Annotated in this window: 27 protein-coding genes; 18 read left to right on the top strand and 9 right to left on the bottom strand. The window is 59.9% G+C overall.

Annotation, left to right across the window (positions count from 1 at the left end):
• Nucleotides 1-68 precede the first annotated feature (68 nt).
• On the top strand, nucleotides 69-713 hold the full coding sequence (locus tag R0125_RS02245) for a cation transporter (RefSeq protein WP_317236971.1): 645 nt from the start codon (nucleotides 69-71) through the stop codon (nucleotides 711-713).
• Here the strand turns inward: R0125_RS02245 and R0125_RS02240 are convergent.
• Nucleotides 681-1,166 carry a DUF6174 domain-containing protein gene (locus R0125_RS02240; protein WP_248182398.1) on the bottom strand — a complete coding sequence of 162 codons (486 nt, stop codon included), beginning with the start codon at nucleotides 1,164-1,166 and terminating at the stop codon, nucleotides 681-683. The genes R0125_RS02245 and R0125_RS02240 overlap by 33 nt on opposite strands.
• Nucleotides 1,166-2,812 carry a M12 family metallo-peptidase gene (locus R0125_RS02235; RefSeq protein WP_317236970.1) on the bottom strand — a complete coding sequence of 549 codons (1,647 nt, stop codon included), beginning with the start codon at nucleotides 2,810-2,812 and terminating at the stop codon, nucleotides 1,166-1,168. The genes R0125_RS02240 and R0125_RS02235 overlap by 1 nt, the downstream gene beginning before the upstream one ends.
• 90 nt (nucleotides 2,813-2,902) lie before the next feature.
• Here R0125_RS02235 and rrtA point away from each other — a divergent pair, with 90 nt between their 5' ends.
• Nucleotides 2,903-3,499, top strand: a complete 597-nt coding sequence (gene rrtA, locus R0125_RS02230; RefSeq protein ID WP_317236969.1) for a rhombosortase — start codon at nucleotides 2,903-2,905, stop codon at nucleotides 3,497-3,499.
• Here the strand turns inward: rrtA and R0125_RS02225 are convergent.
• The gene (locus R0125_RS02225) at nucleotides 3,489-4,409 is read right to left on the bottom strand and encodes an AEC family transporter (protein ID WP_248182292.1); all 921 of its coding nucleotides are present in this window, start codon (nucleotides 4,407-4,409) and stop codon (nucleotides 3,489-3,491) included. The genes rrtA and R0125_RS02225 overlap by 11 nt on opposite strands.
• Nucleotides 4,410-4,579: 170 nt before the next feature.
• Here R0125_RS02225 and R0125_RS02220 point away from each other — a divergent pair, with 170 nt between their 5' ends.
• Complete coding sequence (locus R0125_RS02220; RefSeq protein ID WP_317236968.1) at nucleotides 4,580-5,284, top strand: Crp/Fnr family transcriptional regulator; 705 nt, start codon at nucleotides 4,580-4,582, stop codon at nucleotides 5,282-5,284.
• 54 nt (nucleotides 5,285-5,338) lie between these two features.
• On the opposite strand, the gene wrbA is transcribed toward R0125_RS02220, so the two are convergent.
• Nucleotides 5,339-5,938, bottom strand: coding sequence for an NAD(P)H:quinone oxidoreductase (wrbA, locus tag R0125_RS02215; RefSeq protein WP_317236967.1), 600 nt, complete (start codon nucleotides 5,936-5,938; stop codon nucleotides 5,339-5,341).
• Between the two features lie 196 nt (nucleotides 5,939-6,134).
• On the opposite strand from wrbA, the gene trhA reads away from it, so the two are divergent.
• On the top strand, nucleotides 6,135-6,806 hold the full coding sequence (gene trhA, locus R0125_RS02210; protein WP_248182295.1) for a PAQR family membrane homeostasis protein TrhA: 672 nt from the start codon (nucleotides 6,135-6,137) through the stop codon (nucleotides 6,804-6,806).
• 18 nt (nucleotides 6,807-6,824) lie between these two features.
• Here trhA and R0125_RS02205 read toward each other — a convergent pair whose 3' ends face one another.
• On the bottom strand, nucleotides 6,825-8,069 hold the full coding sequence (locus R0125_RS02205; protein WP_248182297.1) for a hypothetical protein: 1,245 nt from the start codon (nucleotides 8,067-8,069) through the stop codon (nucleotides 6,825-6,827).
• Between the two features lie 299 nt (nucleotides 8,070-8,368).
• Here R0125_RS02205 and R0125_RS02200 point away from each other — a divergent pair, with 299 nt between their 5' ends.
• Together R0125_RS02200 and R0125_RS02195 are read left to right on the top strand one after the other, a co-directional pair.
• Entirely contained in the window at nucleotides 8,369-8,824 is a 456-nt protein-coding gene (locus R0125_RS02200; RefSeq protein ID WP_248182400.1) for an EVE domain-containing protein, read from the top strand.
• Nucleotides 8,825-8,906: 82 nt separating this feature from the next.
• A complete protein-coding gene (locus R0125_RS02195) occupies nucleotides 8,907-9,737 on the top strand; it encodes an ion transporter (protein ID WP_248182298.1) in 831 nt (276 codons plus the stop codon).
• Between the two features lie 34 nt (nucleotides 9,738-9,771).
• Here R0125_RS02195 and R0125_RS02190 read toward each other — a convergent pair whose 3' ends face one another.
• Nucleotides 9,772-10,143, bottom strand: coding sequence for a SirB2 family protein (locus R0125_RS02190; protein ID WP_248182300.1), 372 nt, complete (start codon nucleotides 10,141-10,143; stop codon nucleotides 9,772-9,774).
• Nucleotides 10,144-10,324: 181 nt separating this feature from the next.
• On the opposite strand from R0125_RS02190, the gene fabA reads away from it, so the two are divergent.
• Both fabA and fabB read left to right on the top strand, forming a co-directional pair.
• A complete protein-coding gene (fabA, locus tag R0125_RS02185; protein ID WP_248182302.1) occupies nucleotides 10,325-10,846 on the top strand; it encodes a bifunctional 3-hydroxydecanoyl-ACP dehydratase/trans-2-decenoyl-ACP isomerase in 522 nt (173 codons plus the stop codon).
• 11 nt (nucleotides 10,847-10,857) lie between these two features.
• Nucleotides 10,858-12,069 (top strand): beta-ketoacyl-ACP synthase I, encoded by a 1,212-nt coding sequence (gene fabB, locus R0125_RS02180; RefSeq protein WP_317236966.1) that lies wholly within the window; start codon nucleotides 10,858-10,860, stop codon nucleotides 12,067-12,069.
• Between the two features lie 6 nt (nucleotides 12,070-12,075).
• On the opposite strand, the gene R0125_RS02175 is transcribed toward fabB, so the two are convergent.
• The gene (locus R0125_RS02175) at nucleotides 12,076-12,432 is read right to left on the bottom strand and encodes a helix-turn-helix transcriptional regulator (RefSeq protein ID WP_248182306.1); all 357 of its coding nucleotides are present in this window, start codon (nucleotides 12,430-12,432) and stop codon (nucleotides 12,076-12,078) included.
• Nucleotides 12,433-12,922: 490 nt separating this feature from the next.
• Here R0125_RS02175 and sufB point away from each other — a divergent pair, with 490 nt between their 5' ends.
• The 7 genes from sufB (at nucleotide 12,923) to R0125_RS02140 (ending at nucleotide 19,179) form a co-directional block, all read left to right on the top strand.
• Nucleotides 12,923-14,371 carry a Fe-S cluster assembly protein SufB gene (gene sufB, locus R0125_RS02170; protein ID WP_248182307.1) on the top strand — a complete coding sequence of 483 codons (1,449 nt, stop codon included), beginning with the start codon at nucleotides 12,923-12,925 and terminating at the stop codon, nucleotides 14,369-14,371.
• 65 nt (nucleotides 14,372-14,436) lie between these two features.
• On the top strand, nucleotides 14,437-15,207 hold the full coding sequence (sufC, locus tag R0125_RS02165) for a Fe-S cluster assembly ATPase SufC (protein WP_317236965.1): 771 nt from the start codon (nucleotides 14,437-14,439) through the stop codon (nucleotides 15,205-15,207).
• 11 nt (nucleotides 15,208-15,218) lie between these two features.
• Nucleotides 15,219-16,505, top strand: a complete 1,287-nt coding sequence (sufD, locus tag R0125_RS02160; protein ID WP_248182309.1) for a Fe-S cluster assembly protein SufD — start codon at nucleotides 15,219-15,221, stop codon at nucleotides 16,503-16,505.
• Nucleotides 16,506-16,511: 6 nt separating this feature from the next.
• Nucleotides 16,512-17,765, top strand: a complete 1,254-nt coding sequence (locus R0125_RS02155; RefSeq protein ID WP_248182310.1) for an aminotransferase class V-fold PLP-dependent enzyme — start codon at nucleotides 16,512-16,514, stop codon at nucleotides 17,763-17,765.
• 13 nt (nucleotides 17,766-17,778) lie between these two features.
• Nucleotides 17,779-18,132 (top strand): iron-sulfur cluster assembly accessory protein, encoded by a 354-nt coding sequence (locus R0125_RS02150; RefSeq protein ID WP_317236964.1) that lies wholly within the window; start codon nucleotides 17,779-17,781, stop codon nucleotides 18,130-18,132.
• 42 nt (nucleotides 18,133-18,174) lie between these two features.
• Nucleotides 18,175-18,717 carry a putative Fe-S cluster assembly protein SufT gene (sufT, locus tag R0125_RS02145; protein ID WP_248182313.1) on the top strand — a complete coding sequence of 181 codons (543 nt, stop codon included), beginning with the start codon at nucleotides 18,175-18,177 and terminating at the stop codon, nucleotides 18,715-18,717.
• A complete protein-coding gene (locus tag R0125_RS02140; RefSeq protein WP_248182315.1) occupies nucleotides 18,718-19,179 on the top strand; it encodes a SufE family protein in 462 nt (153 codons plus the stop codon). It begins immediately after the preceding gene.
• Here R0125_RS02140 and R0125_RS02135 read toward each other — a convergent pair whose 3' ends face one another.
• Complete coding sequence (locus R0125_RS02135; protein WP_410797586.1) at nucleotides 19,180-20,385, bottom strand: flagellar assembly protein T N-terminal domain-containing protein; 1,206 nt, start codon at nucleotides 20,383-20,385, stop codon at nucleotides 19,180-19,182.
• Between the two features lie 30 nt (nucleotides 20,386-20,415).
• On the bottom strand, nucleotides 20,416-20,952 hold the full coding sequence (locus tag R0125_RS02130; RefSeq protein ID WP_248182317.1) for an LPP20 family lipoprotein: 537 nt from the start codon (nucleotides 20,950-20,952) through the stop codon (nucleotides 20,416-20,418).
• A gap of 276 nt (nucleotides 20,953-21,228) precedes the next feature.
• Between R0125_RS02130 and traF the strand changes: the two genes are divergently transcribed.
• From traF to R0125_RS02115, 3 genes are all read left to right on the top strand, one after another.
• A complete protein-coding gene (traF, locus tag R0125_RS02125) occupies nucleotides 21,229-22,473 on the top strand; it encodes a conjugal transfer protein TraF (protein ID WP_317236962.1) in 1,245 nt (414 codons plus the stop codon).
• A gap of 82 nt (nucleotides 22,474-22,555) precedes the next feature.
• Complete coding sequence (locus R0125_RS02120) at nucleotides 22,556-23,677, top strand: multifunctional CCA tRNA nucleotidyl transferase/2'3'-cyclic phosphodiesterase/2'nucleotidase/phosphatase (RefSeq protein ID WP_317236961.1); 1,122 nt, start codon at nucleotides 22,556-22,558, stop codon at nucleotides 23,675-23,677.
• Nucleotides 23,678-23,680: 3 nt separating this feature from the next.
• Entirely contained in the window at nucleotides 23,681-24,424 is a 744-nt protein-coding gene (locus R0125_RS02115) for a pteridine reductase (protein WP_317236960.1), read from the top strand.
• Nucleotides 24,425-24,554 lie beyond the last annotated feature (130 nt).

Below are 24,554 nucleotides of genomic sequence, written 5' to 3'. Positions count from 1 at the left end.
ACACGCTGGTTGACCCTGTAGCAACTACAGGGTTTTTAATGAATGCATTCTGACCATTGGAGGTATTCATGACGTGCTGCTCGGTTCCCGAACCCAAATCCCCGGACCCCCGTTTTCGCCAAGCCCTCTGGGTCGCACTGTGGATCAACCTCGCCATGTTTCTGGTGGAGGGCGTCGCCAGCCTGCAATCCGGATCCGTGTCCCTGATGGCGGATGCTATCGACTTTTTCGGTGACAGCGCCAATTACCTGCTGTCGCTGTCCGTGCTCTCCATGGGCATGCTGTGGCGCGGCCGCGCTGCCCTGGTCAAAGGTATCACCATGACGCTATTCGGCCTGGTCGTATTGGGCCGCGCCGTCTGGATTGCCCAGAGCGGCGCCACCCCGGAACCACTGACCATGGGTGCCGTTGGCTTACTGGCGCTGGTGGCCAACGTGGCGGTCGCCCTCCTGCTCTTCAAATTCCGTGAAGGCGACTCCGACATGCGCTCGGTTTGGCTGTGCAGCCGTAACGATGCCATCGGCAATATGGCGGTCATGGTGGCGGCACTGGGGGTGTTCGGCACCGGTACCGCCTGGCCGGATCTGGCCGTTGCCGCGGTGATGGGCGGTCTGGCGGTCACGTCGGGGGTCAGCGTGGTGCGCCATGCGCGCAGTGACATAGACAGCGCGAAACAGGCGTCAGTCCGGGGCGTTCACCCTGAAGTCCGTTAATTCGTATTGGAGTTCGTCGTCAGCAATCATCGGGTGGCCGTCATAATCAATGCGGCGGGGAAACCCGAAGTGCGAGTCGTATTCCACCTCGAGCTTGTAGGGATCGCGCTTTGCTGACTCGGCGATGAATTGAAACAGCCCGGCAACGGTCAACCGTTGGCTATCCAGTCGATGTGGCTCCTGCAGCGGTTGATCCAGGCCTTCAATCTTCACCACCGCGCCCCCCGCAACGCTCACCGCGAGCGGCTGTCGCAGGTCCGGTGGGCAGAAACAGGTCTGAGTAACGGTCACCCGATAGCCTGAAACGGCGTGGGCATCCCAGAGCGCCTGTGCCTGCTCAAGAGTCTCAGGTGCCGAGTCCAGCGGACTTTTCGCTATTACGTCCGACACCTGAGCCCCACAACCGACCAGCCACAGCCCGAGAGCGGTTACCGACAGTCGCCGCACCCACATCACGCCGGCCTCCTGCGCCGCAGGCCGACACCGGCGATGCCTGCCAGCAACCATATCCAGTGGATGGCGCCGCCGCCCCCACTGCTGCCGGACTCAGAGCGGGTGGCGACAGTGGTCCGCGGCATGGCGGCTAGCCCGGCGTCATCCGGGGCGGGCGAGTCCGGGCTGGCGGGTGTCTCGGGGGCCTCCATCGGCGCAACGGCAATCTCGGTAAACAGCGAATCGTTCCCGATTTCGATGTCTATAACGTCACCGGTCACGCTGATCAGCGCTACGGTGTTCAGCAATGTGAACGTTGAACCAGAGCCAGCCACAGCGTCGATACTCAATTGGAGATCTGCTCCGGGGCTCACGTCATTACAAACAAAAGACGTATCGTCGAGCAAAACACAGGGCGCTCCATCCACGGTGACGCCTTGCAACTGCCCCTCGTCCTCACCAACGGATCCGGCGATCGTCAACCCATCGGCGGGCTCAGCGGCCTGGCGATACGTCACGTTGAAATGAGATTGAAAGCTGGCACCCTGCATGACGTCGACCGGATTACCCTCAACCGCGGCGATACCGGCATCGGCAGGGAAGTTGAAGCATTGCTCGACGGCGGCGAGGCCGGAGATCTCATCACTGATCTGGGCGAATGAACAGCTCGAAAAGGACGAGGCAGCGCTGCTCACATAGGGGCTCATGATGTCCACACCCGCCGCACAGCTATTGCCATCGCCATCGTGCCCCGAACCCAGGTTATGGCCGATTTCATGGGCCACTACAACCGCCGTGGTGGCGTTCGAATCGAAAGCATTGGTGATACCGGTCCCGTATCCGCTGCTACTGCAAACGCTGCCCACGTAGGCAAGCCCGGCAGTGGTGCCATCAAAATCACGACCACTGATGAAATGGAAAATCGATCGGTTGCTTTCGAGAAAGGGAATGGCAGACGCAGCGCGCTTGTCTCTGATATCACTGAGCAGCGTTCCGGCATCCTGACTGCCAGTGAACAACGGCTCGTCGAGGAACGTCAGGGACAGGGTGTCGAACTCCATGCCGAACTGGTCCGCGTAGAACCCCTCCACCATATTCAGGATTGCGCCCGCTCGGCCCTCGAAATCATCCGCAAAGCGGGTCTGAAACACCCGATCGAACGCCAGTTCCAGCTCCAGCATCAGGCAGACGCCATTTACCCTGTCAGCACACAAGGTGGCGTAACTGGCGGAGGCCGCCTGCGCCATGGCAGTGCCGGTCAGGCTGTCCGGTGTAATGACAGAATCACCATGGATGTGGTCAAGGCCGCACTGGGGAGCCTCCATCTGACTGAAACTGAAGCTGGCCGCCTGATCCGAATGAAAGGATCCGCCCAGGGTATGCAGGCGCCCGAACACGAAGGCCAGCCCCTCCCAACCGCTGTCGAGGCGAGAGATTCTCACCCAGCTATCGGGATCTTCGGGGAAATGCCCCCGATAATGCTTACCGGAACTCACCGAGTCTGACTGGCCAGCCACATGGGTCGACCGACTCGGTTGCAACAAGGCGGTGTAGCCGTGGCCATCAATCCAGATACTTTTCTCCACCGGTTCACTGGCGACTGATGTCGCGGCAATCAGCAGGAGGGTGAAGAACGAAGCAACAACCTGTATAAGCTTGATTGGCATTGAGCTGTCCTGAGGTGTCCGAAGAGTTAGAATGAAAGTTAATCAAATCACCCGCGGGGCACCATCTGCTTTGCGTAACGTAATGTATTTATGAGGACTGTTTCCCACTCATCCCTGCTCCCATGCTGGCGACGTTTTGCAGTACTGGCCGCGTTGCTTGGCGCTGCCTTCCTGTTGCCGCCGGCACCCCTTGAATGGTCCCGCAACGCCATTGCCGGTGGCGAATACTGGCGCCTTGTTACCGGGCACTGGGTCCACATGGGGCCCTATCACCTTTTGCTCAATCTGGGTGGATTGCTGATCACCGGCATGCTGTTTACACGGCATCCGCCACTGCTCCTGTGGGCTGGTTTCCTGATCGTGTCGCCAGTCGTTGTGTCTGGAGGCCTGCTTGTTTTCGTTCCCGAGCTGGCCTGGTATCGCGGGTTTTCAGGCTGCCTTCACGGACTCGTGGTGTTCACAGCAATGCACAACCTCGTAAAGGAGAAGCGCTGGAGCCTGATGATTCTCGGTGTTGTTGCGGCGAAGCTGGCTCTGGAAACGGTTGTGTCACCGATAACCGGCGAGAACTCACTGATCGGCGGTGTGGTGATTCCCCAATCCCATTGGCTTGGCGCAGTAACCGGTCTGGCGGCCGGCATAGCCGTGGGCATCAGCAACCGCTTACCCAGGAACGTCAGGGAATAAACAGCGCCACCATCACCGGAATGAACGCCAGCGCAAACAGCGTGCTGAGCAGTGCGGTGCCGGCGGCCTGCCTGGGCGCGGTGTCCAGCAGAGTGGCAATCACCACAGTATTGGCAGCGATGGGGGTGATGGAAATCAGAAAGATGGCCTGGTAGACCGCCAGGTCATAGACACCAAACAGATTGGCGTCCAGCCACCAGAGCCCCAGGGCGACCAGCGGCCAGGTGACAAACTTGCCCAGGAACGCCAGGCCGGTGAACTGCAGGTTGCCGGCCAGCCCGCGAAAACTGAGGATGCCCATGCCGATGATCATCATGCCGAGAACGCTGTAGGCGCCCCGCAGGTTGTCGAACAGCGGGGTAAATACCTCGGGGATCGAGACGCCGGAGAGATTCAGGGCCACGGCCAGAGCGAAGGCGTACACCGAGGGCAGCTTCACCACACGCAGCAGGGAATCCCGCAGGCTGTATCGCCCTCGCGCCGCCAGATAGAACCCCACGGAATTCTCGAACAGCGTGGTGCCGAGCATGCACACAATATACAGCGCCAGTCCTTCCTGGCCGAACAGCAGCAACGCCACCGGAATACCGAAATAGCCGGTGTTCCCGGTACCCACGGATAACGGCATCAGGCTGGCGCTGTCATCGGTGATGACTCGCCGCGCCAGCCAGAGGTGGCCAGCACCGATCACCGAACACAACACGAACACCAGCACCGGCAGCAGGATCACCTCGACCGACAGCGGCGCCGCCATCACACCGGAAAACACCACCGAGGGGGTCATGATGTAGAGCATGATGCCGGCGATGTGTTTGCCGCTCGCCTCCAGGTAGCGCCCCGCCAGCCACCCCAGCACAACGGTGACATACAGGGGAATCAGCTTGTAGAACAGGGCCAGCGCGGCTGTCATGATTGCTCCGACAATAGCGGGATCAGGGTCAGGGCAGGAAGTTTATCATCAGCCGCCAGGTTCCGCTGTTATTGATCCGACCTATAATGCTTAATGATTTAAGTCATTTAACATGCATTTCACTTAGTAGAATACTGTTAACTTTCCGGCCAGATATGAGCTCGCAGGCTATGAAACTCCCCTCCGCATCGTCTCTGTCATCCGCCCCCTGCTATCGGGGCAGTCACCATCCAGACATCATCGACACGCCGTCCGCTCCCGCGCAGCAGGCACTGATTCACGGTTTGAGCCGTGTTTTCGGCATTCACCTCAACAGCGACCCGAACACGCCGGACTGCCGCTTTCTGAGTGATCTGTCACTTCTGTTCCGGCAGCAACGTGTGGACGCCGAGCACCCGTTGGAGCGGCATGACCAACCCTGGAGTAACGTGTATCTGGTGCAGTACGGCATTCTGCGCCTGTTCCGTGAGGCACCCAGTGGCAAAACCGCCATTCATCACTTCTTTTCCGAGGGTGACCTGGTATGGCCGGTGTTCGGGCGCAGCCGCACCGCCCGCAACACGCTGTGCCTGACTTCGGTGACACCCGCCACACTTTGGGCCGCTGACTTCACCGCCTTTCGCTCAGCACTGCAGAATCACGGAGACGGCGTCTGGGCCAACTTTGCCCTGGCACTGACTGAGGAGCTGGCCGAGCTGACCAGCATGCGGGAGTTCCGCAAACAGACCCTGCCGGCAAAGGAACGGTACACCCTGTTACTGGAAGAATACCCGGAGTTGCTCAAAAGGGTGCCTGATAACCAGCTTGCGTCCTGGCTGGGCGTAGTGCCGGCTACGTTCTCGCGGATCAAGAGCGCCCTCAGGAGTGCACCATAAACAAAAAAGGCAGGCCTACCTGGCCTGCCTCCTGCTCGGATTGTCCCGGCACATTCAGCCGTGCAGCCTGACCGCCAGCTCTGCCACGTGCTTGCCCTGATACCGGGCGATGTTCAACTCCTTCTCACTGGGCTGGCGCGAACCGTCACCACCGGCAATGGTTGAGGCACCGTACGGCGTGCCGCCATTCACCTCGGAGATGTCGAAGAAGTCGGGAATGCCGTAACCCAGCGGCACAATCACCATGCCGTGGTGTGCAAGGGTGATCCAGAAGGAACTGATCGTATGTTCCTGGCCGCCGCCGGTGCCGGTTGAGGTAAACACGCTGGCAACCTTGCCGTGCAGCTTACCTTCGGCCCACAGCCCACCGGTCTGGTCCAGGAAGGTGCGCATCTGCCCGGCCATGTTGCCAAAGCGGGTCGGAGTGCCGAAGATGATGGCGTCGTAATCCGCCAACTCTTTGGGGTCCGCCAAAGGTGCGCCCTGATCTTCCTTGCCGCCGGCGCTCCGAAACGCCTGATCGGGCATGGTCTCAGGCACGCGCTTGACGATGACCTCAGCGCCGGAAACAGCCTTGGCACCCTCGGCGATGGTGTTCGCCATGGTTTCGATGTGACCATACATTGAATAATACAGAACAAGAATCTTAGCCATTTTCTGAAACCTCCTGGGTCTTCATTTGTGATATGGATTCAGATTAGCCAAGAGCGGGAAACGGTAAAACCGGAAGATTTCCGCAAAGTCATTCAGTTTTTTCGAACAAACGCGTACAGCGGTCATTAGCGAGCCATTGCGTACACGTGTACGCTCAAGTACCTTAGCGCTCATGATTCACAGAGATCCCACCCCGATGACAAGCTCTGAAACCAGCACACAAAACACCCACCAGCGCATTGAGGAGTGGCTGAACAGCGCCACCCACGGCCTTGGCGCCGCGCTCAGTGTAGTCGGAACTGTGGCTCTGATTGCCGCCGCCAGTCAGATGGGCGATGCCTGGAAAATCGTCAGCTTCAGCATCTTCGGCGCATCGCTGATCCTGCTCTATCTGGCATCGGCGCTCTACCACGGCACCCGTCACCCGGAGCTGAGATCCCTGTTCAAAACCCTCGATCATTGTGCGATTTTCCTGCTGATTGCCGGCACCTACACGCCGTTCCTGCTGGTCAACCTGCGGGGCACAACGGGCTGGACGCTGTTCGCGATCATCTGGTCGCTCGCGTTCGCCGGCGTGGTGCTGAAAGTGATTTTCAGAAACCGGTTCAAGCTTGCGCGGGTGGGAATTTACATCGCCATGGGCTGGCTGATCACCTTTGCCTCGTCCGATCTGGTGGCCAACCTGAGCGAGACCGCCCTGTACCTGACCATTGCCGGCGGCGTGGTCTACACTGCGGGCGTCATTTTCTACCTGGCAGACCGCATTCCCTATATGCATGCGATCTGGCATCTGTTCGTGATTGGCGGCAGCGCCCTGCACTTCAGCGCTATCTACTACGGCGTTCTGCCCCACACCGCCGCGCTGTAAGGCAGAACGCTCACCCGCTCACTCGTCGTGAGGGATCGGGTCCGGGCTGCGATCCCAGCCCACCAACGCCAGTGTTGCCACCACGCCGAGCAACAGACCTTGCCAGGGTTCAAAAAACGCCAGCGCCGCACCAATCAGCACTACGGTTCCCCGCGAGGCGTTATCCCGTGGAATCGACATGGCAATGTAGGCGCAGGCGAAGCCGGTCAGTACCAGCGTCAGCGACAGCGCTATGCCCAGCAGCGGCTTCAGGCCTGTCAGAAGCGGCAGCAGGAAGTAGATGAACGGCAGCCCCATCAGATAGTAGGACGCCAACCCGCTGTGCAGGCTGCCCATGGCCTTGGGCCCCTGTTTCCAGCGCTGCACCACAATCACGTGCACCCCGGTCCAGACCGCGCCCTGTGTCGGAAAGAACGGCGCGACAATGCCCATGATGGTATTGCGAATCGACAGTGAGAAATGGGTGCGGTTCAGGTTGATATCGATGTGCTCGTCTTTGCGCGCTTTCAGACCATCACGCAGCACCTCATTGCCGGTCACCAGATCGCCGAACAGAATAATGTACGCAATCAGCGCCAGAGGAATGCTCTGCAGGATCATCTCCTGCGACGGCCAGCCATTGACCAGCGGAGACGCTTTGGCGAAGGCCTCACCCAGTGGTGGCACAATGAAGCCCCACTGGATGTCGAAGCTCACCTCGCCCACCAGCGGCCCGATCATCGCCGCCGCCAGAAACCCCGGCAACAACCCCAGCGAACCCAGCAGGAAGAAGAACCGGTTCCGTGCCTTGAGTTTCTGCATCGGGACCGAGAACGTGAAAATCAGGCAGATTGCGCAGGCAAGCGCGGTGGCAATGGGCTGCTCCAGCAGGAAGCGCTCGGCGTCATCAACAAACACCCGCTTGAGTGCGGCAATAGCGGCGCCCAGTATGATGCCGGCCTTGAGGGTATCCGGCAGCCAGATCACGAAACGCCGGCCCAGCCCGGTGATGCCGAGCGCAAGCACAAGCGTGGCGAAGACCAGACTCAACGCCGTCATGGCCTGGAAGCGGGCCATCGGGTCTTCATACCCGCCGATAACAAACGCCAGTATCAGCGGCAGCGCCGGGGTAATCCATCCCCCGGCATAGGGTTCGCCGAACACTATGACTGCGGAGGCGATCAGGGAGGCATGAATCATTGACAGAGCGACAGCTTCCTCGAAACTCAATCCGAAAAACGCCGTCATCACCGGGATCAGTGCCAGCCCGGTCGCTGCTGACACAAAGAGCCCCTGTATAAATTCGGACCAACACAGCCGTGTGTGGTAAAACGGAACGCGGAAAGTGAATGGCCCCCAGCGCCACCCGGCTAACTCAGGTCTTTCTGCCATGATCGGTTACTCGCTTTTTTTGGATTTATTGTTCGTGAGATGATTATGGAAAGGGTTTCACCATAGCGCGAATGAATATTACTGATCGACGCGCATAAACAGTGATAATCCCCGAGCCATATCGATGCCTTGGGCCGTCCACCACTCCATTGCCTGCCCGAACTGACATGAACTCGATCGAGGACCCCGGCATGCCCAAATGGCTGGTAAAAACAGAACCATCGGAGTGCAGCATTGACGATTTCGCCAATGCCAGCGGGCAAACCATCCCATGGGATGGAGTTCGCAATTATCAGGCCAGGAATTTCCTCCGGCAAATGCAGGTCGGCGACCAGGTGCTGGTTTACCACTCCAGTTGCAAACACATCGGTATTGCCGGTGTCGTCAAGGTGGTGGAGCCCGCTTATACGGACCCGACACAGTTTGATCCGGACTCACGGTATTACGATTCCAGGAGCGCACCAGACCAGCCTCGCTGGCAGGCGGTTGATATGGCGTTTGTCAGCAAACTGCCACGCCTGCTGGCTCTTGACTCGATAAAGCTTCGCCCGGGACTGGAAGGACTGCCGTTGGTCAAGAAGGGGAACCGACTCTCGGTGATGCCGGTCACCGAAGATCAGTGGGCCATCCTGCTGGCCGATCGCTGATCAGAGGTGGATCTATCCAATCCGGTCCGGGGCCGATAAAATTCTACCCCCTCGCCCGCAATCTCTGGAGCTCTTGTTCACCATGTCGTCAGAATTGAGTCCTGTATCCGGTTTTGAGCAACTGCGCCGCATTGAAGCCAGCAAGCTGTTCCAGGGCGCCGTCATCGCCATTATCATCCTGTCTGCCCTGACCATCGGCGCCAAGACCTACGATATGCCGCCGCTGATCGAGCAGAGTCTCAGCCTCCTGGACAACGCCATCACGCTCTTCTTCCTGATGGAAATTCTCTTTCGCTTCGGGGTATGCCAGGACAAGAAGCGCTTCCTGCTCGATGGCTGGAATCTGTTCGATACCCTGGTGGTCATCGGCAGTCTGATTCCGCTGGATAATTCGGAAGCGGTGTTGCTGGGTCGCCTGCTTCGGGTATTCCGGGTGTTGCGACTGGTCTCGGTGGTGCCGGAGTTGCGTTTCCTGATCAACTCTCTGCTCAAGGCCATCCCGCGCATGGGCTATATCGTGCTGCTGATGTTTATTATTTTCTACATCTACGCGGCCATGGGTTCGATGTTTTTTGCCAGGGTGGATGAAGTGCTGTGGGGCGATGTGTCCATCGCCATGCTCACCCTGTTCAGAGTTGCCACGTTCGAAGACTGGACGGATGTGATGTATGCAACCATGGAGCACTACCCGCTCAGCTGGATCTACTACCTGACCTTTATTTTCCTGACCGCGTTCGTGTTCCTGAATATGATGATTGGCGCCATTCTGGAAGTGATGAGCGAGGAGCAGAACGCCAAACAGGCGCAAGAGGCCCATGACGAGAGAGATGAGATCGCCCGTCAGTTAAAAGCGGTGCAGGAGCAGTTGCAGATACTGAGCGAACAGATGGCGAAGAAACCGGGGGACCGCTAGCCGGCCCCCGGATGACCGATCACGCAGGCGGTGCTCAGAACGGCTTGGCAATGGCCAGATGGAATATCGCCATCACCTGAATGAACGCCAGGACCGTGGCAGTCAGGCGCACCGGCAGGCTTTTGGTCTGTTTCAGCGCAAACACACCCGCCACAATGTAACCCACCAGCAGGAAGATCTTGGCCGTCACCCAGCCGTGAACAAACGGCATCCACGGAGTCACAAAGATCAGACTGATAGCTGCCACCAGCAGCACGGTGTCGTTGGCATGGGGAATCCAGCGCAATGGCGTCTGCCGCCAGTTAGGTTTGCCTACCGCATCCAGCAGCAGCCGCAGTGCGAGCAGTACCACGGTGAGGTAAGCCGTGGTCATGTGCAGGCTTTTGAGTATCATGTATGTGCTCATAGGTCCTTCCGTTGTGGATCAAAACGATAGCCGCATTGTACGCACAGTTGGCGAGACTGGGGTATGGTATTTCCTTGACCCCGTTGCTCCGCGGCGGCAATCATCAACTAATGGTCAATACCCATCCGCAAATTTCCCGCTACAGTATAAGAAACCATTTTGTAACAGGGATAACCGCACAATGCCCCCAGAACAGTACCCCGACCACTTCGACAAAGAAGACCTCATCAAGTGTGGTCACGGCCAGTTGTTTCCCGGCGCGATGCGACTGCCTATTGACGAAATGCTGATGGTGGACCGCATCACCCACGTGGGCGCGGGCGATGGCCTCTACGGCAAAGGCAGCCTGGTGGCGGAACTGGATATCGATCCGGACCTGTGGTTCTTCCGGGTCCATTTCCAGAGTGATCCGGTGATGCCAGGGTGCCTTGGGCTCGACGCCATGTGGCAGCTGGTAGGGTTCTATCTGGCCTGGTCCGGCGGCGAGGGCAAGGGTCGGGCACTGGGTGCCGGAGAAGTGAAATTCTTCGGCCAGGTACTGCCCACCAACAAGAAGGTGCGCTACTACCTGGACATCAAACGCCTGATCAAGCGTAAACTGACCATGGCCATCGCCGATGGCCGCATGGAAGTGGATGGCAAGGAAATCTACACCGCCAAAGACCTGCGGGTAGGCCTGTTCACATCCACCGATGATTTTTAGGAGCTCACAAGATGCGTCGTGTTGTCGTTACCGGCATGGGGATTGTCTCCAGCCTTGGCACCAACCAGAAAGAAGTTTCCCAGTCCCTGAAAGAGTCGCGCTCCGGCATTGGCTTCAGTGAGGAGGCCCGCGATAACGGCCTTCGCAGCCACGTGTGCGGCCAGATCAATCTGGATCTCAAGGAACTGATTGATCGCAAACTCTGGCGCTTCATGTGCCCGGCCTCCGGCTACACCTACCTGGCCATGCTCGAAGCCATCGAGCAGGCCGGCCTGACCGACGAGCACATCAAGGCGGACACCACCGGCATCATCTTCGGTCAGGGCGGCGCCTCGACCGTGGAACTGCTCGATTCCATCGACACCCACCGCGAGCGCGGCATTCGCCGTGTTGGTCCCTATCGCGTGCCACGCACCATGGGTAGCGCCATCAACGCCTCGATCGCGACCGGTTTCGGTATTCGCGGCATCAACTACGGCATCACCTCGGCCTGTGCCACCAGCGCGCATTCCATCGGCCATGCCGCCGACCAGATCGCGCTGGGTCGCCAGAACGTGATGTTCGCCGGCGGTGGTGAAGACATTCACTGGACCCTGAGCCTGCTGTTTGACGCCATGGGTGCGTTGTCTACCAAGTACAACGACACCCCGGAACTGGCATCAAGGACCTACGACGCCGACCGGGATGGCTTTGTGATCTCGGGCGGTGGCGGCGTGCTGGCACTGGAAGCCCTGGAACACGCGGAAGCGCGGGGCGCAAACATTCTGGCGGAGCTCGTCGGATTCGGCGCCACCTCTGACGGCGCCGACATGGTCGCGCCAAGCGGTGAAGGCGCTGTGCGCTGCATGCAGCAGGCGATGAAGGGCCTGGACGGCGACATCGATTACATCAACACGCACGGCACCAGTACACCCGCCGGCGATGTGACCGAGCTGAAAGCGCTGCGGGATACCTTCGGCGACAGGATTCCACCGCTGAGCTCCACCAAACCCCTGTGCGGCCACGCCCTCGGCGCGGCGGGTGTGCACGAGGCGATTTACAGCCTGCTCATGCTGCGGGAAGGCTTCATTGCGCCGTCGGCCAACATTCAGACCCTGGATGAGGGCGCCGAAGGCTACCCGATCGTGCGGGAGCGCATGGACAATCAGAACCTGAACCTGGTGATGAGCAACAGCTTCGGTTTCGGTGGCACCAACGCCACCCTGGTGTTCAGGAAATTCTGAGGCGGCTCAGGACAGCCTGACCGAACGGTATTCAGCCGGGGATGTTCCCATCCAGCGCTTGAAAGCCCGGCTGAATGCGCTCAACTCCGAAAACCCGAGCTGCTCGGCAATTTCCACCAGCGGCTTGGTTTTGTCCTGCATGTAAGACAGCGCCTGCTTGCGGCGAACGTCCTCCAGCAAGCGGGCGAAGGTCAGCCCCTCACGTTTCAGTTTTTTGTGCAGCGTGTACCGACTCATGTTCAGCTGCGACGCCACCACTTCCACACCAACCTTGCCGCGGGCAAGTTGCACGCTGATCAGGGAACTCACCCGGACACTCAGCGAAACCCGCACCACCTCTGGCGCCAGAGGCTTTGATGCCATGCCTGATACCTCCTCAACCGGGCCTGTGGCCCACTAAGCCAATGAACAGAGCGTACACATGTTAGCCGAAAACAATCAATACGACTTTTGCGCTCGATCAACGTTGCACTCACAAACCGCTGACATTAACCGGCAACCATTTCAGCAAGGTTGCAGAATGCCCGGGAGACAAGACCTGGTAGCCAGCACTTAGTGCCCCAAGGGCCGATTAAGGTATAATCAGCGCACGCACGATTTAATACCTGACTATTTTACTCTGGTATTGTATAATCGCTGCCCAGAAGCAACGGATTCAGCCCGTCGAATGACCCCTTGCGGACATCGGGCACATCACAATCCGTCATCCAAAAAGCGATTGCAGGGCGTACTCACAGGATGAGCGACCACTGCAACACCTGAACTGATGACATCCGCCCGACAGTTCCAACAGCGATGCTGCCGGCGACACCAAGGGCCCTGCGCCCACGATGAGAGATACGGAGCGACGATCATGGCGACCACCGATAAAGAGGTGAACGAGCTGATCAAACGGGAATACGAACACGGTTTCATTACTGAAATCGAATCCGACACGTTCGAACCCGGCCTGAACGAAGACGTAATCGCCCGCCTTTCTGCGATCAAGAAAGAGCCGGAGTGGATGCTGGAATGGCGCCTGAAAGCTTACCGTCGCTGGCTCGAAATGGACGAGCCAGACTGGGCGCACGTGGGCTACCCCAAGGTGGATTACAACTCCATCTCCTACTACTCCGCGCCCAAGCGCAAAGAAGATATGCCCCAGAGCCTGGATGAAGTGGATCCCGAGCTGCTGAAGACCTACGAGAAACTGGGCATTCCCCTGCATGAGCGCGAGAAGCTGGCAGGCGTGGCCGTGGATGCGGTGTTCGATTCCGTGTCCGTCGCCACCACCTTCAAGGAGCCGCTGGCCAAAGCCGGTGTGATTTTCTGCTCCATCTCCGAAGCGGTCCGTGATTATCCGGAACTGGTGCAGAAGTACCTGGGCACCGTGGTTCCCCACGGCGACAACTTCTTCGCTGCCCTGAACTCGGCGGTGTTCTCCGATGGCACCTTTGTCTATGTGCCCAAGGGCGTGCGCTGCCCGATGGAGCTGTCCACCTATTTCCGCATCAACGCGGCCAACACCGGCCAGTTCGAACGCACCTTGATCATTGCTGAAGACAGCAGCTACGTCAGCTACCTGGAAGGTTGCACCGCACCGATGCGCGACGAAAACCAGCTGCACGCGGCGGTGGTCGAACTGGTGGCACTGGACGATGCCCAGATCAAGTATTCCACGGTGCAGAACTGGTACCCGGGAGACGAGAACGGCAAGGGTGGCATCTTCAACTTTGTCACCAAGCGCGGCGCCTGCATTGGCAAGAATTCCAAGATTTCCTGGACCCAGGTGGAAACCGGCTCGGCCGTTACCTGGAAGTATCCCAGCTGCGTGCTGCGGGGCGACAACAGCGTCGGCGAGTTCTATTCCGTAGCGCTGACCAACAATTTCCAGCAGGCCGACACCGGCACCAAGATGATTCACCTGGGCAAGAACACCTCCAGCACCATCATCTCCAAGGGTATTTCTGCCGGAAAGAGCTCCAACGCCTACCGTGGCCTGGTGAAATTCGGCCCGGGAGCCGAGGGTGCCCGCAACTTCACCCAGTGCGACTCACTGTTGATCGGTGATCGCTGTGGTGCCCACACCTTCCCGTACATCGAGAGCAAGAATAAATCCGCCATCGTCGAGCACGAGGCCACCACCTCCAAGGTCAGCGATGAACAGATGTTCCTCTGCCGCCAGCGCGGCATCGAACCGGAACAGGCGGTTTCCATGATCGTGAACGGCTTCTGCAAGGAAGTGTTCAAGGAGCTGCCCATGGAGTTCGCCGTGGAAGCCGGCAAGCTGCTCGAAGTGAGCCTTGAAGGCTCGGTGGGTTAACGGCCGCTGCACCTTATTGGCAGATAAACGAATTCATACTGTTCAGAGAAGAGAGAATCCGACAAATGCTCAGCATCAAGAACCTGCACGCCTCCGTCGAGGGCAAAGAAATCCTCAAGGGCATCAACCTGGAGATCAAGGCCGGGGAAGTTCACGCCATCATGGGCCCCAATGGCTCCGGTAAGAGCACCCTGTCCCAGGTGCTGGCAGGCAACGAAGCATTTGAGGTGACCGAAGGTGAAGTCACCCTGAACGGTGAAAATCTGCTGGAGCTGGAAACCGAAGAGCGTGCCCGCGAGGGCATCTTCCTGGCGTTCCAGTATCCGGTGGAGATTCCCGGGGTCAGCAACCTGCAGTTCCTGCGCACTGCGGTGAACGCCATGCGTCAGCACAAGGGCGAAGGCGAAATGAACGCCGCCGAGTTCATGAAGCTGGCCAAAGACGTGTCCAAACAGGTGGACCTGGACCCGGCGTTTCTCAAGCGCGGCGTGAACGAAGGCTTCTCGGGTGGCGAGAAGAAGCGCAACGAGATCATGCAGGCCCTGCTGCTGCAGCCGAAGCTGGCGATCCTGGATGAAACCGATTCCGGCCTCGACATCGACGCCCTGCAGGTAGTGTCCAACGGCGTCAACGCACTGCGGGCCGAGGACCGCGCCATCCTGATGGTGACCCATTACCAGCGCCTGCTCAACCACATCGTGCCGGACTACGTGCACGTTCTGGCCGGCGGCAGGATCGTCAAATCCGGCGGCCGAGAGCTGGCCCTGGAGCTGGAAGAGCGCGGTTACGGCTGGCTCGGCATCAAAGACGAAGAAGCAGCCAACTCAGCCAACTGAGGGAGAGCGGAATGAAATCAGCACCAACCTTATCCGCCGCGTTCCTCCATCCGGCCGGGCAATCGCTGCCTGAGCCGCTGCTGGCGCTGCGCAAGCAACGGGGCACGGCGTTGGTGGATATGCCTCTGCCAACCCGAAAAACCGAAAACTGGAAGTACTCCAGCAAGTACCTGAAGCTGACCGACGAGATAGCCATTTCGCTGCCGGCGGATCGCAAATCGGGCAGCAGCCTGGCCGTGCCGGGCTACAAGGTCGTATTCCTGAACGGCGTGATGATGCCGGAAGCCAGTGAATACCCGGACCTCAGTGGCATCACCATCGAGCGCTTCAGCGACCTGGATGACGACACCGCCACCACCCTCGCCGAGCGTATGGACAGCACGCTCGACAACAACGCTGTGCAGATGGCGCGGCTGAACTCTGCCCGCTTCGAGGATGGCCTGCTGATCCGGCTCGCAGCAGACGCCGTGCTGGAGCAACCGCTGTTCATCGTTCACGAAGTCACCGCGGACGCCAGCGGTTCGGCGTACCCGCGCATCTTCGTGGAAGCCGGCCGCAACAGCCAGATCACCCTGGTGGAGGAGTACATCTCCAGTGGCAGCGAGTCGGTCATGGTCAATACCGTCACCGAGCTCGCCCTGGCCGACGGCGCCAACGTCACCAGCATTCGCCTCAACACGGAAGGCGAGAACGTGCAGCACATCGGTGCCACCGGTGTTCGTCAGCAGCGCAGCTCACGCTTCGAGAGCCACTGCGTCGGCTTTGGCGGTCCGCTGCGCCGGCACGACCTGCAGGTTCGTCTGGAAGGTGAAGGCGCCGAGTGCAAACTCAACGGCGTGGTGGTTACCCAGGGCAAACAGCATTACGACAACCACACCACCATCGAACATGTGGCCGCCCACTGCAACAGCGAGGAAACCTATCGCAATATTGCAGCGGACCAGTCCCACGCGGTGTTCAATGGCCGCATCCATATCCATCAGGATGCCCAGAAGTCCAATGCGGACATGAACAACAAGAACCTGCTGCTGTCCAATGGCGCAGAGATCGACACCAAGCCGGAGCTGGAAATTTACGCCGATGACGTCAAATGCGCTCACGGCGCCACCATCGGCCAGCTCGATGAGGTTTCGTTGTTCTATCTGGTGTCTCGTGGCATCGGCCGGCGGGAAGCCAACGTATTGCTGACCATGGCCTTTATCAACGAACTGGTTGAGCAGATTCCGGTGGCACAGGTACGGGAGACCGCCCAGGCCCGGCTGAACCAGTTCTTCGACCAGACTTTCGAGGGGGCGTAACCGGTTATGACCGACCTGTCCGTGGCAAGAACAGCACACCAATCCGCGTTTGACGTAGACGCCATTCGCCGTGACTTTCCGATCCTGTCACAACAGGTGAACGGCAAGCCGCTGGTGTATCTGGATAACGGTGCTTCCGCCCAGAAACCGACGGCGGTGCTGGATGCCATGGACCGTTATTACCGGGAAATGCACTCCAACGTTCACCGGGGCGCCCATACCCTGGGCGACCGGGCCACGGCGGCGTTTGAAGGTGCCCGGGAAACCGTGCGCGGCTTCCTGAACGCGGAAAGTACCAGAGAGATCATCTGGACCCGCGGGACCACCGAGGCGATCAACCTGGTGGCCAACGGCCTGGCCCCGCGCCTGAAGGCGGGTGACGAAATCCTGGTGAGCCATATGGAGCACCACGCCAACATCGTGCCCTGGCAGATGATCGCCGAGCGCACCGGCGCGAAAGTGGTGCCCATTCAGGTCACACCGGAAGGTGAGCTGGATCTGGACTCGTTCAACAGCCTGCTCAACGATCGCACTCGCATCCTGGCCATCACCCACGTATCCAACGTGCTGGGCACGGTCAATCCGGTGGCGCCACTGATCGAACAGGCCAAGGCACGCGGCGTGGTGACGCTGCTGGATGGCGCCCAGGCGGTGCCCCACTACCAGCCTGATGTGCAGGCACTGGGCTGCGATTTCTATGTGTTCTCGGCCCACAAACTGTTCGGGCCCACGGGCATCGGAGTGCTTTACGGCAAGGCACAATTGCTGGAGGAGATGCCCCCGTACCAGGGCGGCGGCGAGATGATCGAGCGGGTGTCGTTCGAGCGCACCACCTGGAACACCCTGCCCTACAAATTTGAAGCCGGCACCCCGGCTATTGCCGAGGCGGTTGGCCTTGGCGCGGCGGTTGACTACCTTGGCGGCCTGAACCGGCCAGCCATGGAAGCAGCCGAGAAGGCCCTGCTAGACCGCGCCAACCAGCTGGTGGAAACCGTGCCGGGCATGGAAGTCATTGGCACCGCGAAGCACAAGGTGCCGGTGATATCCTTCAAGATTGCCGGCCTGCACCCCAGTGATATCGGCACGCTGCTGGATCAGCAGGGTATCGCCATACGCACCGGCCACCACTGTGCCATGCCGCTGATGGATTTCTACGGAGTTCCCGGTACTGCCCGGGCCTCCTTTGCGTTCTACAATACGTTGGACGAGGTGGAGCAACTGTTCGCCGCCTTGCAGAAAGTCCAGCGTCTGTTTGCCTGATGGAGGTGACCTTATGACAGCCGAAATCTTCACCCCGACGGTCGCCGTCACCATGACCCCCAGCGCCGTCAAGCACGTGCGCAAACAACTGGATAAAAAGCCGGACGCCAAGGGTATCCGGCTGGCCATCAAGAAGAGTGGCTGCTCCGGTTTCAAGTATGAAACCCAGTGGGTGGAAGACACCGCCGCTGACGACAAGGTGTTTCATATCGATGGCGTGGACGTGTTCGTGAAGGAAGAGCACCTGCCGCTGGTGAACGGCATCGAGATCGACTTTGTCACCGAGGGCGTGAACTCCATGTTCCAGTTCCGCAATCCCAACGCCACGGCCGAGTGCGGCTGTGGTGAGAGCTTTACTGTCGCGTAAACTGCGGCGCCACAGATTGAAAACAGCGAGGCCAGAACAGGCATGCAAGAACGGGAAGTCGTCCTGACCAAACGCGAGGTGGAAGCGCGCCTTGTGCCTTCCGGCACGGAAATCATGATTCCGTCGGATACCTTTGTGACCATCACCCAGTCCCTGGGCGGCACGTTCACCGTGGCGGTCAACGGCAACCTGGCCCGCATTGAGGGCCACGACGCCGATGCCCTCGGCAAGCAGCCGCTGGAAAGCAGTTTCGATACCCCGGAAGACGGCACCGTCAATGAAAACCAGGTGTGGGAAGCCATGCGCAACTGCTACGACCCGGAAATTCCGGTCAACGTGGTTGATCTCGGCCTGATCTACGAGTGCAACATCGAGAACGGGACCGAGGAAGGCAACCACATCTTCGTCAGAATGACCCTGACGGCCGCCGGTTGTGGCATGGGCCCGGTGATCACCGAGGACGTCCGCCGCAAGCTCGAGCACGTGCCCAATGTGGATAAGGTCACGGTGGAACTGACCTTCGATCCGCCCTGGAGCAACGACATGCTCACCGACGAAGCCAAGCTTGAATTGGGAATGCTGTAAATGACCGCCAGCAAAGACACTTTCGTGAACAACCCGCTCGGGAAAGACACCACACTGGACGATGTGCTGGACGGCTTCGAGTTTCTGGACGACTGGGAAGAGCGCTACGCGTTTATCATCGATCTGGGCAAGCAGTTACCCGCGTTTCCGGAACAGGCCCGCATTGAGGAAAACTACGTGCACGGCTGCCAGAGCCAGGTGTGGCTGACTCATCATTACGATGAAGACAGCGGCAAGCTGTTTCTGTTGATCGATTCCGACGCAATGATCGTGCGCGGCCTGGCCGCTATTATCCTGGTGGCCCTGAATGGCAAGAGCCCGCGGGATCTGCTGGCCACCGACATCGACGAGCTCTTCGAGAAGCTGGATCTGTTCCGCCACATCTCGCCGACCCGCGGCAACGGCCTGCGGGCCATGGTCGGCAAGATTCGCGACACGGCTGCCCGGGTGGCAGTTGCCTGATTACCAGATAATCGCCACATCATCTCGCTGAATATTGATCTCGCCGCCCGACAGCGGCATCTCGCCATTGCTGAAATCCGGGTGCACGTTGCGCAGCGTCACCCGGGTCTGGCTGTCTGACAGCTCCGGCGTCCCGCCAAGCGAGTCGAAGAAACGCTGACTGCGATACAGATTCAGCTCATCCCCCGGCCGCAGACCAGCGGTCGCGCCGGATGCCAGCGTGACACGGTTACCATCGACCCGGGTAACCCGGGTAATAAATGGCTGACAGGTCAGCGCCTCCTGCACTGCCGAACCCATGTCCGCCATCACCTTACCCACTGCCTGACCGTAAGCCGTCTCGTCAAAGCCGGCTGAATCAAAACCCGCTGATGCACCCGGGCCCGCATCCCATTTCGCTTCCGTGGCAAATCGTTGCTGGTAGATCGACGCGCCACTGAATCCGTCAAACACCATCATGTCCGCCACAAAGCGCCGGTTCTGGTTGGCGGCACCCACCCCCCGTTGAATGCGATCAATCACCGATGTCCCCCACGCGGCAGGATCGGAAACGCCGAGATCCCGGATCACGCCGGTGACCACAAACTGCACATCCATTTCACGCGCTACCTGGATCACGTTGGTGAGGCGGTTATCGAAACCCTGTTGTGTGGGCGCGTTGAGCAGATCCTGGAACAGACGCGACGTGGTAGCGCCGAAGACCTGCAGGCGCCCGGTCTCGTGCAGGGCAGCCTGCAACCGCTGCGGCAAGATTTCGCCGGCATCGCTGATACGACCAACTCGCGCCTGATCCGGATAAAGGATCGGGAAACCGGTGACCGCCACCCGCTTTTTCAGGTCGGCGGCGTCGCCGGCACCGCAACTGGCACCCTCTGACATGTCGGCCCGCACCGTGACGCGCAGCAAATCACCACGGCGGTATTCATCCACGATGCGCGCGTCTCTCGCCCGCGCTGACGACGCCACCTGAACCCGGGATTCGGTCACCACGCCATTCTCCATGGTGTCGTGACTACTGATCTGCGCCTCATACTGCAGCGACACATCGCGCAGGGCCGCCTTGCGCGCCTGCTCCCGCGCCGCCTCCAGATCACCGTTGTAGATGGTGGCGTGGCCCACGCCTTCCAGTACCACGGCCTGGGCCACAGGGTAAACCAGCAGGTTAACTGCCAGGGTTACTAACAGGAGAATCCGCGCAGCGTTCATGGGCATTCGGTCACTCATTCAGGCATTTGGTCAGTCAAGGTAATACAGCGAATCAACACTGCGGCTCTGGACGTCACCGGTGCTGTCGTTGTCTGTGGGCATGGGGATCGGGCACAGATCCTGAACCTGCCGGTCGGAAACATCGGCAACACAGGCGCGGAACCGCGGCTCCAGCTTCAGCTCCATCACGGTTTCAATCACCCCATCACTGTGCTCATTCACCGCCACCATTTTGGCGCCACGGATGTAGCTGTCGACATAAGTGCGGAACATGTCGTTGCGCAACACAAAGTCATTGACCGTAGAGCTGCCATAGACCACGGTGCCGTACACTCGCTCAGCCAGATTGCGATAGGCATCCAACTGGGAGGCACGCCTTGCCAGCAGTCGCTTACGGGTGTTCAGGCGATCCCCCGACACATCCTCATAGGTGCCGAAACCGCTCACCCGAACCGTGATCGGATCCAGCTTCCGGTCTCGGTCGTCACCTTTCTGATGGCTCCCCATCGGGGCGCAGCCTGCCATTGCCAGGGCCAGCAGGGGTACCACTATCCAGCGCAGGGTCATGTTCATTCTCCGCAAAGTCTCGTTTCAGGGCTCCAATTGTCTGTTCCATGAAAGAATCACGCCATGTTTCCTAACCCCTTGATTAGCTAAACGACCTCCACCGAGCCACACCGTTTCCGCCCCAGGCGCCGGGGACGGGCGGCAAAAAAATACCGCCATTTACATCCGGAAAACAAACCGTTACTAATTCACCGGTGTGTGGGCTCGGAAACTCTTTTAACCTGACAGGCGTGTCACCGAGCCCCCATATAACAAGAGCAAACAGGTAACCGCCACATGATTGATCATCGTCTGAGCAAGCTGTCCATTACCATCGGCCTCTCCATTGCCACCTCTGCCGCCTTCGCGAGCCCGCAGGCCTTCATGTCCTCGCGCTCATTTGCCATGGGTGGCACCGGCGTGGCTGTGGCCCAGCCGGCGGCGGCCGGCATGGCCAACCCCGCCATGCTCGCAGCGGACCATCACCAGTGGGTGGACGAATTCGGTCTCATACTGCCGTCGGTGAACGTGCGCTTTGCCGATGACAAAGAAACCATCGACCAGATTGATGATATCCAGGACACCATTGAGCTCGTGGAACAGAGCGCCAACCGCGCCGACGTGGCCGGGACCCAGGACGCCGCCGGCGCGCTGCGGAACCAGCTCAGCGACCTGAATCGCGACACCATGCGCGGAGATGTCGGTTTCGGTGTCGGTGTGGCGATTCCCACGTCATCGGTCTCCGTGGGGTTCTTCACCAGCGCCAGCCTGCGCACCACCGTTCGCGGAAACGTGACCAACGACGACCTGCAACGGCTGGAGGATATTGAAAATGGCACCATCGACGCGTTGGTGGGCGGGCGCGAGATTGGCGACAACCTGACGTCCGATGGCACGGTGCTGGCCTCTGCGGTTGCGGAAGTGGGCATCAGCCTCGCCAAAAGCTTCGAGCTCGCCAACGGGCAGCAGCTGCAAGTGGGCGTTTCTCCCAAGTACGTCCAGATGCGAACCTTTGAGTACGTTCAGACTGTCGGTGACTTCGAGGATGACGATTTCGACGATGACGAGAACGAAACCAAAGACAGCGGATTCAATTTCGACCTGGGTGCCGCCTATTCGTTCGGCGAGCAGAACCAGTGGAATGCCGGCGCCGTGGTTCGTAACGTGATCCCGATGGACCTCGACTCCGTCCGTGGCCGGGAGATGAAACTGGATCCCATGGTAACGGCCGCCATCGCCCATCGGGGTACTTTCCATGTGGTGACCGCCGAGCTCGACCTGACCAAACGGGAGGCGTTCGGTTACGAGGATGATACCCAGTGGCTGGCGTTGGGCGCTGAATTCGACGCGTTCCGCTACGCCCAGCTGCGCACCGGTATCCGGCAAAACCTGGCCAGCAACGACAATAACGACGGCATAGAAGAGAAAACCCAGCTCACCGCCGGTGTCGGGCTGTCGCCCTTTGGCGCCCGTCTCGACATCGGCGTGTTGTTCAGCGATGCGGAGGTCGGGGCCGCCATCGAACTGGGCGCGTCGTTCTGACAGAACGCGGCCGGTTTGCCTCGGCCGCGCCCAGCGCCGATAATCCACCGGACATTTCCCGTATTGGAGCACTCCCGGGCATATGGATATCTATCTGGTGGGCGGCGCGGTCCGCGATGAACTCCTCGGTCTCGAAGTGAAAGACCGGGACTGGGTGGTGGTGGGCGCCACACCGGACGACATGCTCAAACGCGGTTTCAAGCAGGTGGGTGCGGACTTCCCGGTCTTCCTGCACCCCGAGACCCGTGAAGAGTACGCCCTGGCGCGGACCGAGCGGAAAGCGGGTCGGGGCTATCATGGTTTTACTGTGTACAGCGCGCCGGACGTCACTCTCGAAGACGACCTGCGCCGCCGCGACCTGACCATCAATGCCATGGCTCGCACCGAAGCCGGCACCCTGGTCGACCCCTTCAGCGGTCGGGCTGATCTCGACGCCCGGACGCTGCGGCACGTATCCGCCGCGTTTGCCGAGGACCCGCTGCGCATACTCCGCACCGCGCGCTTTGCTGCTCGCCTTGCCCCGATCGGGTTCCGGGTGGCGGATGACACCATGGCGCTGATGCGGCAGATGGTGGCAGACGACGAGGTCAGACATCTCGTCGCCGAACGGGTCTGGCAGGAAATCCAGCGCGCCCTCCATGAAAACGAGCCCGGCACCTTCTTTGAGGTACTGCGGGACTGCAACGCCCTCGCAGTAATGATTCCGGAGCTCGCCCCCGGAGGCACCTTCAAGGCGGCATTGACGGCCCTTCGCCGCGCCTGCAACAGCAGCGATGACACCGACACCCGTTTTGCGGCGCTGCTCTCTCCCCTGCCAGAGGACGACACCCGGGCCCGCGCGCGCGCCCTCAAAGCCCCTAACGACTGCCAGGATCTGGCCAGACTGACCAGCCAGCTTTGTCATACCCTTCAGCAACAGGACACTGCCGGCGTTGATGAGAGCACCTTGTTGGAGATTCTCGACGGCTCCGACGCATGGCGACGCCCGGAGCGGTTCCAGCGTTTGCTCACGACCCTGTTCTGCGCACTGCCCGCGGAGATTCATGGCCTGATCCGGCTGCTCAAGGCCAGCGAACAGGCCGCCACCAGCGTTGAGGCCAGGGCGTTGCTGGCGCAGGGATTCGAGGGCAAGGCGCTGGGTGAAGCGATCCGGCAGGAGCGTCTGCAACGTATCGCCACACTGATCCATCAGCAGCAGGCCTGAGCCATGACTACCCCCTCCGTTGTCCTCATCACCGGCGCAGCTCATCGTCTTGGCGCCCGCACCGCCGAAGTCATGCACAGCCGTGGCTGGAACGTGGTGATCCACTACCGCTCCCGCAGTGAACAGGCGCAAGCGCTGGCCGACCGGCTGAACGGCGAGCGTCCGGACTCTGCAACGACGGTGCAGGCGGATCTGAGCGAGCCCGAGCAGGTGACCGCTCTGGCCGGCGCGGCAATATCCGCCTGGGGTCGGTTGGATGGCCTGGTGAATAACGCCTCGGTGTTCTACCCCAACCCCACCGAGGCCGCGACCCTGAGCGACTGGCACACCATCATGGGTGCCAACCTGCAGGCGCCGTTCTTCCTCGGCCAGGCCTGCCTGACGGCGCTGCATGAAACCGGCGGGGCCATTATCAACCTCATCGATATCTACAGTGAAAAGCCGCTGGCCGACCACCCGCTGTACTGCAGCAGCAAGGCCGGTCTGGCCGCCCTCACCCGCTCCTGGGCGAGGGATCTGGCGCCGGCGATTCGCGTCAATGGCGTTTCCCCGGGCGCGATCCTCTGGCCGGAAGGCGAAGGCGAGGTGGATGAATCACACCAGCAATCGATTCTGGCCAGAACCCCCTTGGCCAGAACCGGCAACCCCGACGATATCGCCGGCACCATTGCCTTTCTGATGTGTGATGCACCTTTTATCACTGGTCAGATTATTGCGGTTGATGGTGGTCGTAGCCTGAACATGTAGCACCAAGACTGAGTGAGCGGAGGCGGGGCACCTCTCGACTTTCGTAGCTTTGGCCGCTCTCCACCTTTCCGATACAATGAATGCATCATTGACTCCCCAGCGCGAGGACACCAAATCCCGCGTAATCAGA

The sequence above is a fragment of the Marinobacter sp. M-5 genome (genome assembly GCF_032911545.1).
Taxonomy (GTDB): Bacteria; Pseudomonadota; Gammaproteobacteria; order Pseudomonadales; family Oleiphilaceae; genus Marinobacter; species Marinobacter goseongensis.
Note: the sequence above shows the minus strand (reverse complement) of the source record. Positions and strands in the feature narration are given on the sequence as shown.

Excerpts from the sequence above, each read along its gene's own strand:
- R0125_RS02245 (WP_317236971.1), top strand. The coding sequence starts at position 69 with ATGACGTGCTGCTCGGTTCCCGAACCCAAATCCCCGGACCCCCGTTTT.
- R0125_RS02240 (WP_248182398.1), bottom strand. The coding sequence starts at position 1,166 with ATGTGGGTGCGGCGACTGTCGGTAACCGCTCTCGGGCTGTGGCTGGTC.
- R0125_RS02235 (WP_317236970.1), bottom strand. The coding sequence starts at position 2,812 with ATGCCAATCAAGCTTATACAGGTTGTTGCTTCGTTCTTCACCCTCCTG.
- rrtA (WP_317236969.1), top strand. The coding sequence starts at position 2,903 with ATGAGGACTGTTTCCCACTCATCCCTGCTCCCATGCTGGCGACGTTTT.
- R0125_RS02225 (WP_248182292.1), bottom strand. The coding sequence starts at position 4,409 with ATGACAGCCGCGCTGGCCCTGTTCTACAAGCTGATTCCCCTGTATGTC.
- R0125_RS02220 (WP_317236968.1), top strand. The coding sequence starts at position 4,580 with ATGAAACTCCCCTCCGCATCGTCTCTGTCATCCGCCCCCTGCTATCGG.
- wrbA (WP_317236967.1), bottom strand. The coding sequence starts at position 5,938 with ATGGCTAAGATTCTTGTTCTGTATTATTCAATGTATGGTCACATCGAA.
- trhA (WP_248182295.1), top strand. The coding sequence starts at position 6,135 with ATGACAAGCTCTGAAACCAGCACACAAAACACCCACCAGCGCATTGAG.
- R0125_RS02200 (WP_248182400.1), top strand. The coding sequence starts at position 8,369 with ATGCCCAAATGGCTGGTAAAAACAGAACCATCGGAGTGCAGCATTGAC.
- R0125_RS02195 (WP_248182298.1), top strand. The coding sequence starts at position 8,907 with ATGTCGTCAGAATTGAGTCCTGTATCCGGTTTTGAGCAACTGCGCCGC.
- R0125_RS02190 (WP_248182300.1), bottom strand. The coding sequence starts at position 10,143 with ATGAGCACATACATGATACTCAAAAGCCTGCACATGACCACGGCTTAC.
- fabA (WP_248182302.1), top strand. The coding sequence starts at position 10,325 with ATGCCCCCAGAACAGTACCCCGACCACTTCGACAAAGAAGACCTCATC.
- fabB (WP_317236966.1), top strand. The coding sequence starts at position 10,858 with ATGCGTCGTGTTGTCGTTACCGGCATGGGGATTGTCTCCAGCCTTGGC.
- R0125_RS02175 (WP_248182306.1), bottom strand. The coding sequence starts at position 12,432 with ATGGCATCAAAGCCTCTGGCGCCAGAGGTGGTGCGGGTTTCGCTGAGT.
- sufB (WP_248182307.1), top strand. The coding sequence starts at position 12,923 with ATGGCGACCACCGATAAAGAGGTGAACGAGCTGATCAAACGGGAATAC.
- sufC (WP_317236965.1), top strand. The coding sequence starts at position 14,437 with ATGCTCAGCATCAAGAACCTGCACGCCTCCGTCGAGGGCAAAGAAATC.
- sufD (WP_248182309.1), top strand. The coding sequence starts at position 15,219 with ATGAAATCAGCACCAACCTTATCCGCCGCGTTCCTCCATCCGGCCGGG.
- R0125_RS02155 (WP_248182310.1), top strand. The coding sequence starts at position 16,512 with ATGACCGACCTGTCCGTGGCAAGAACAGCACACCAATCCGCGTTTGAC.
- R0125_RS02150 (WP_317236964.1), top strand. The coding sequence starts at position 17,779 with ATGACAGCCGAAATCTTCACCCCGACGGTCGCCGTCACCATGACCCCC.
- sufT (WP_248182313.1), top strand. The coding sequence starts at position 18,175 with ATGCAAGAACGGGAAGTCGTCCTGACCAAACGCGAGGTGGAAGCGCGC.
- R0125_RS02140 (WP_248182315.1), top strand. The coding sequence starts at position 18,718 with ATGACCGCCAGCAAAGACACTTTCGTGAACAACCCGCTCGGGAAAGAC.
- R0125_RS02135 (WP_410797586.1), bottom strand. The coding sequence starts at position 20,385 with ATGAACGCTGCGCGGATTCTCCTGTTAGTAACCCTGGCAGTTAACCTG.
- R0125_RS02130 (WP_248182317.1), bottom strand. The coding sequence starts at position 20,952 with ATGACCCTGCGCTGGATAGTGGTACCCCTGCTGGCCCTGGCAATGGCA.
- traF (WP_317236962.1), top strand. The coding sequence starts at position 21,229 with ATGATTGATCATCGTCTGAGCAAGCTGTCCATTACCATCGGCCTCTCC.
- R0125_RS02120 (WP_317236961.1), top strand. The coding sequence starts at position 22,556 with ATGGATATCTATCTGGTGGGCGGCGCGGTCCGCGATGAACTCCTCGGT.
- R0125_RS02115 (WP_317236960.1), top strand. The coding sequence starts at position 23,681 with ATGACTACCCCCTCCGTTGTCCTCATCACCGGCGCAGCTCATCGTCTT.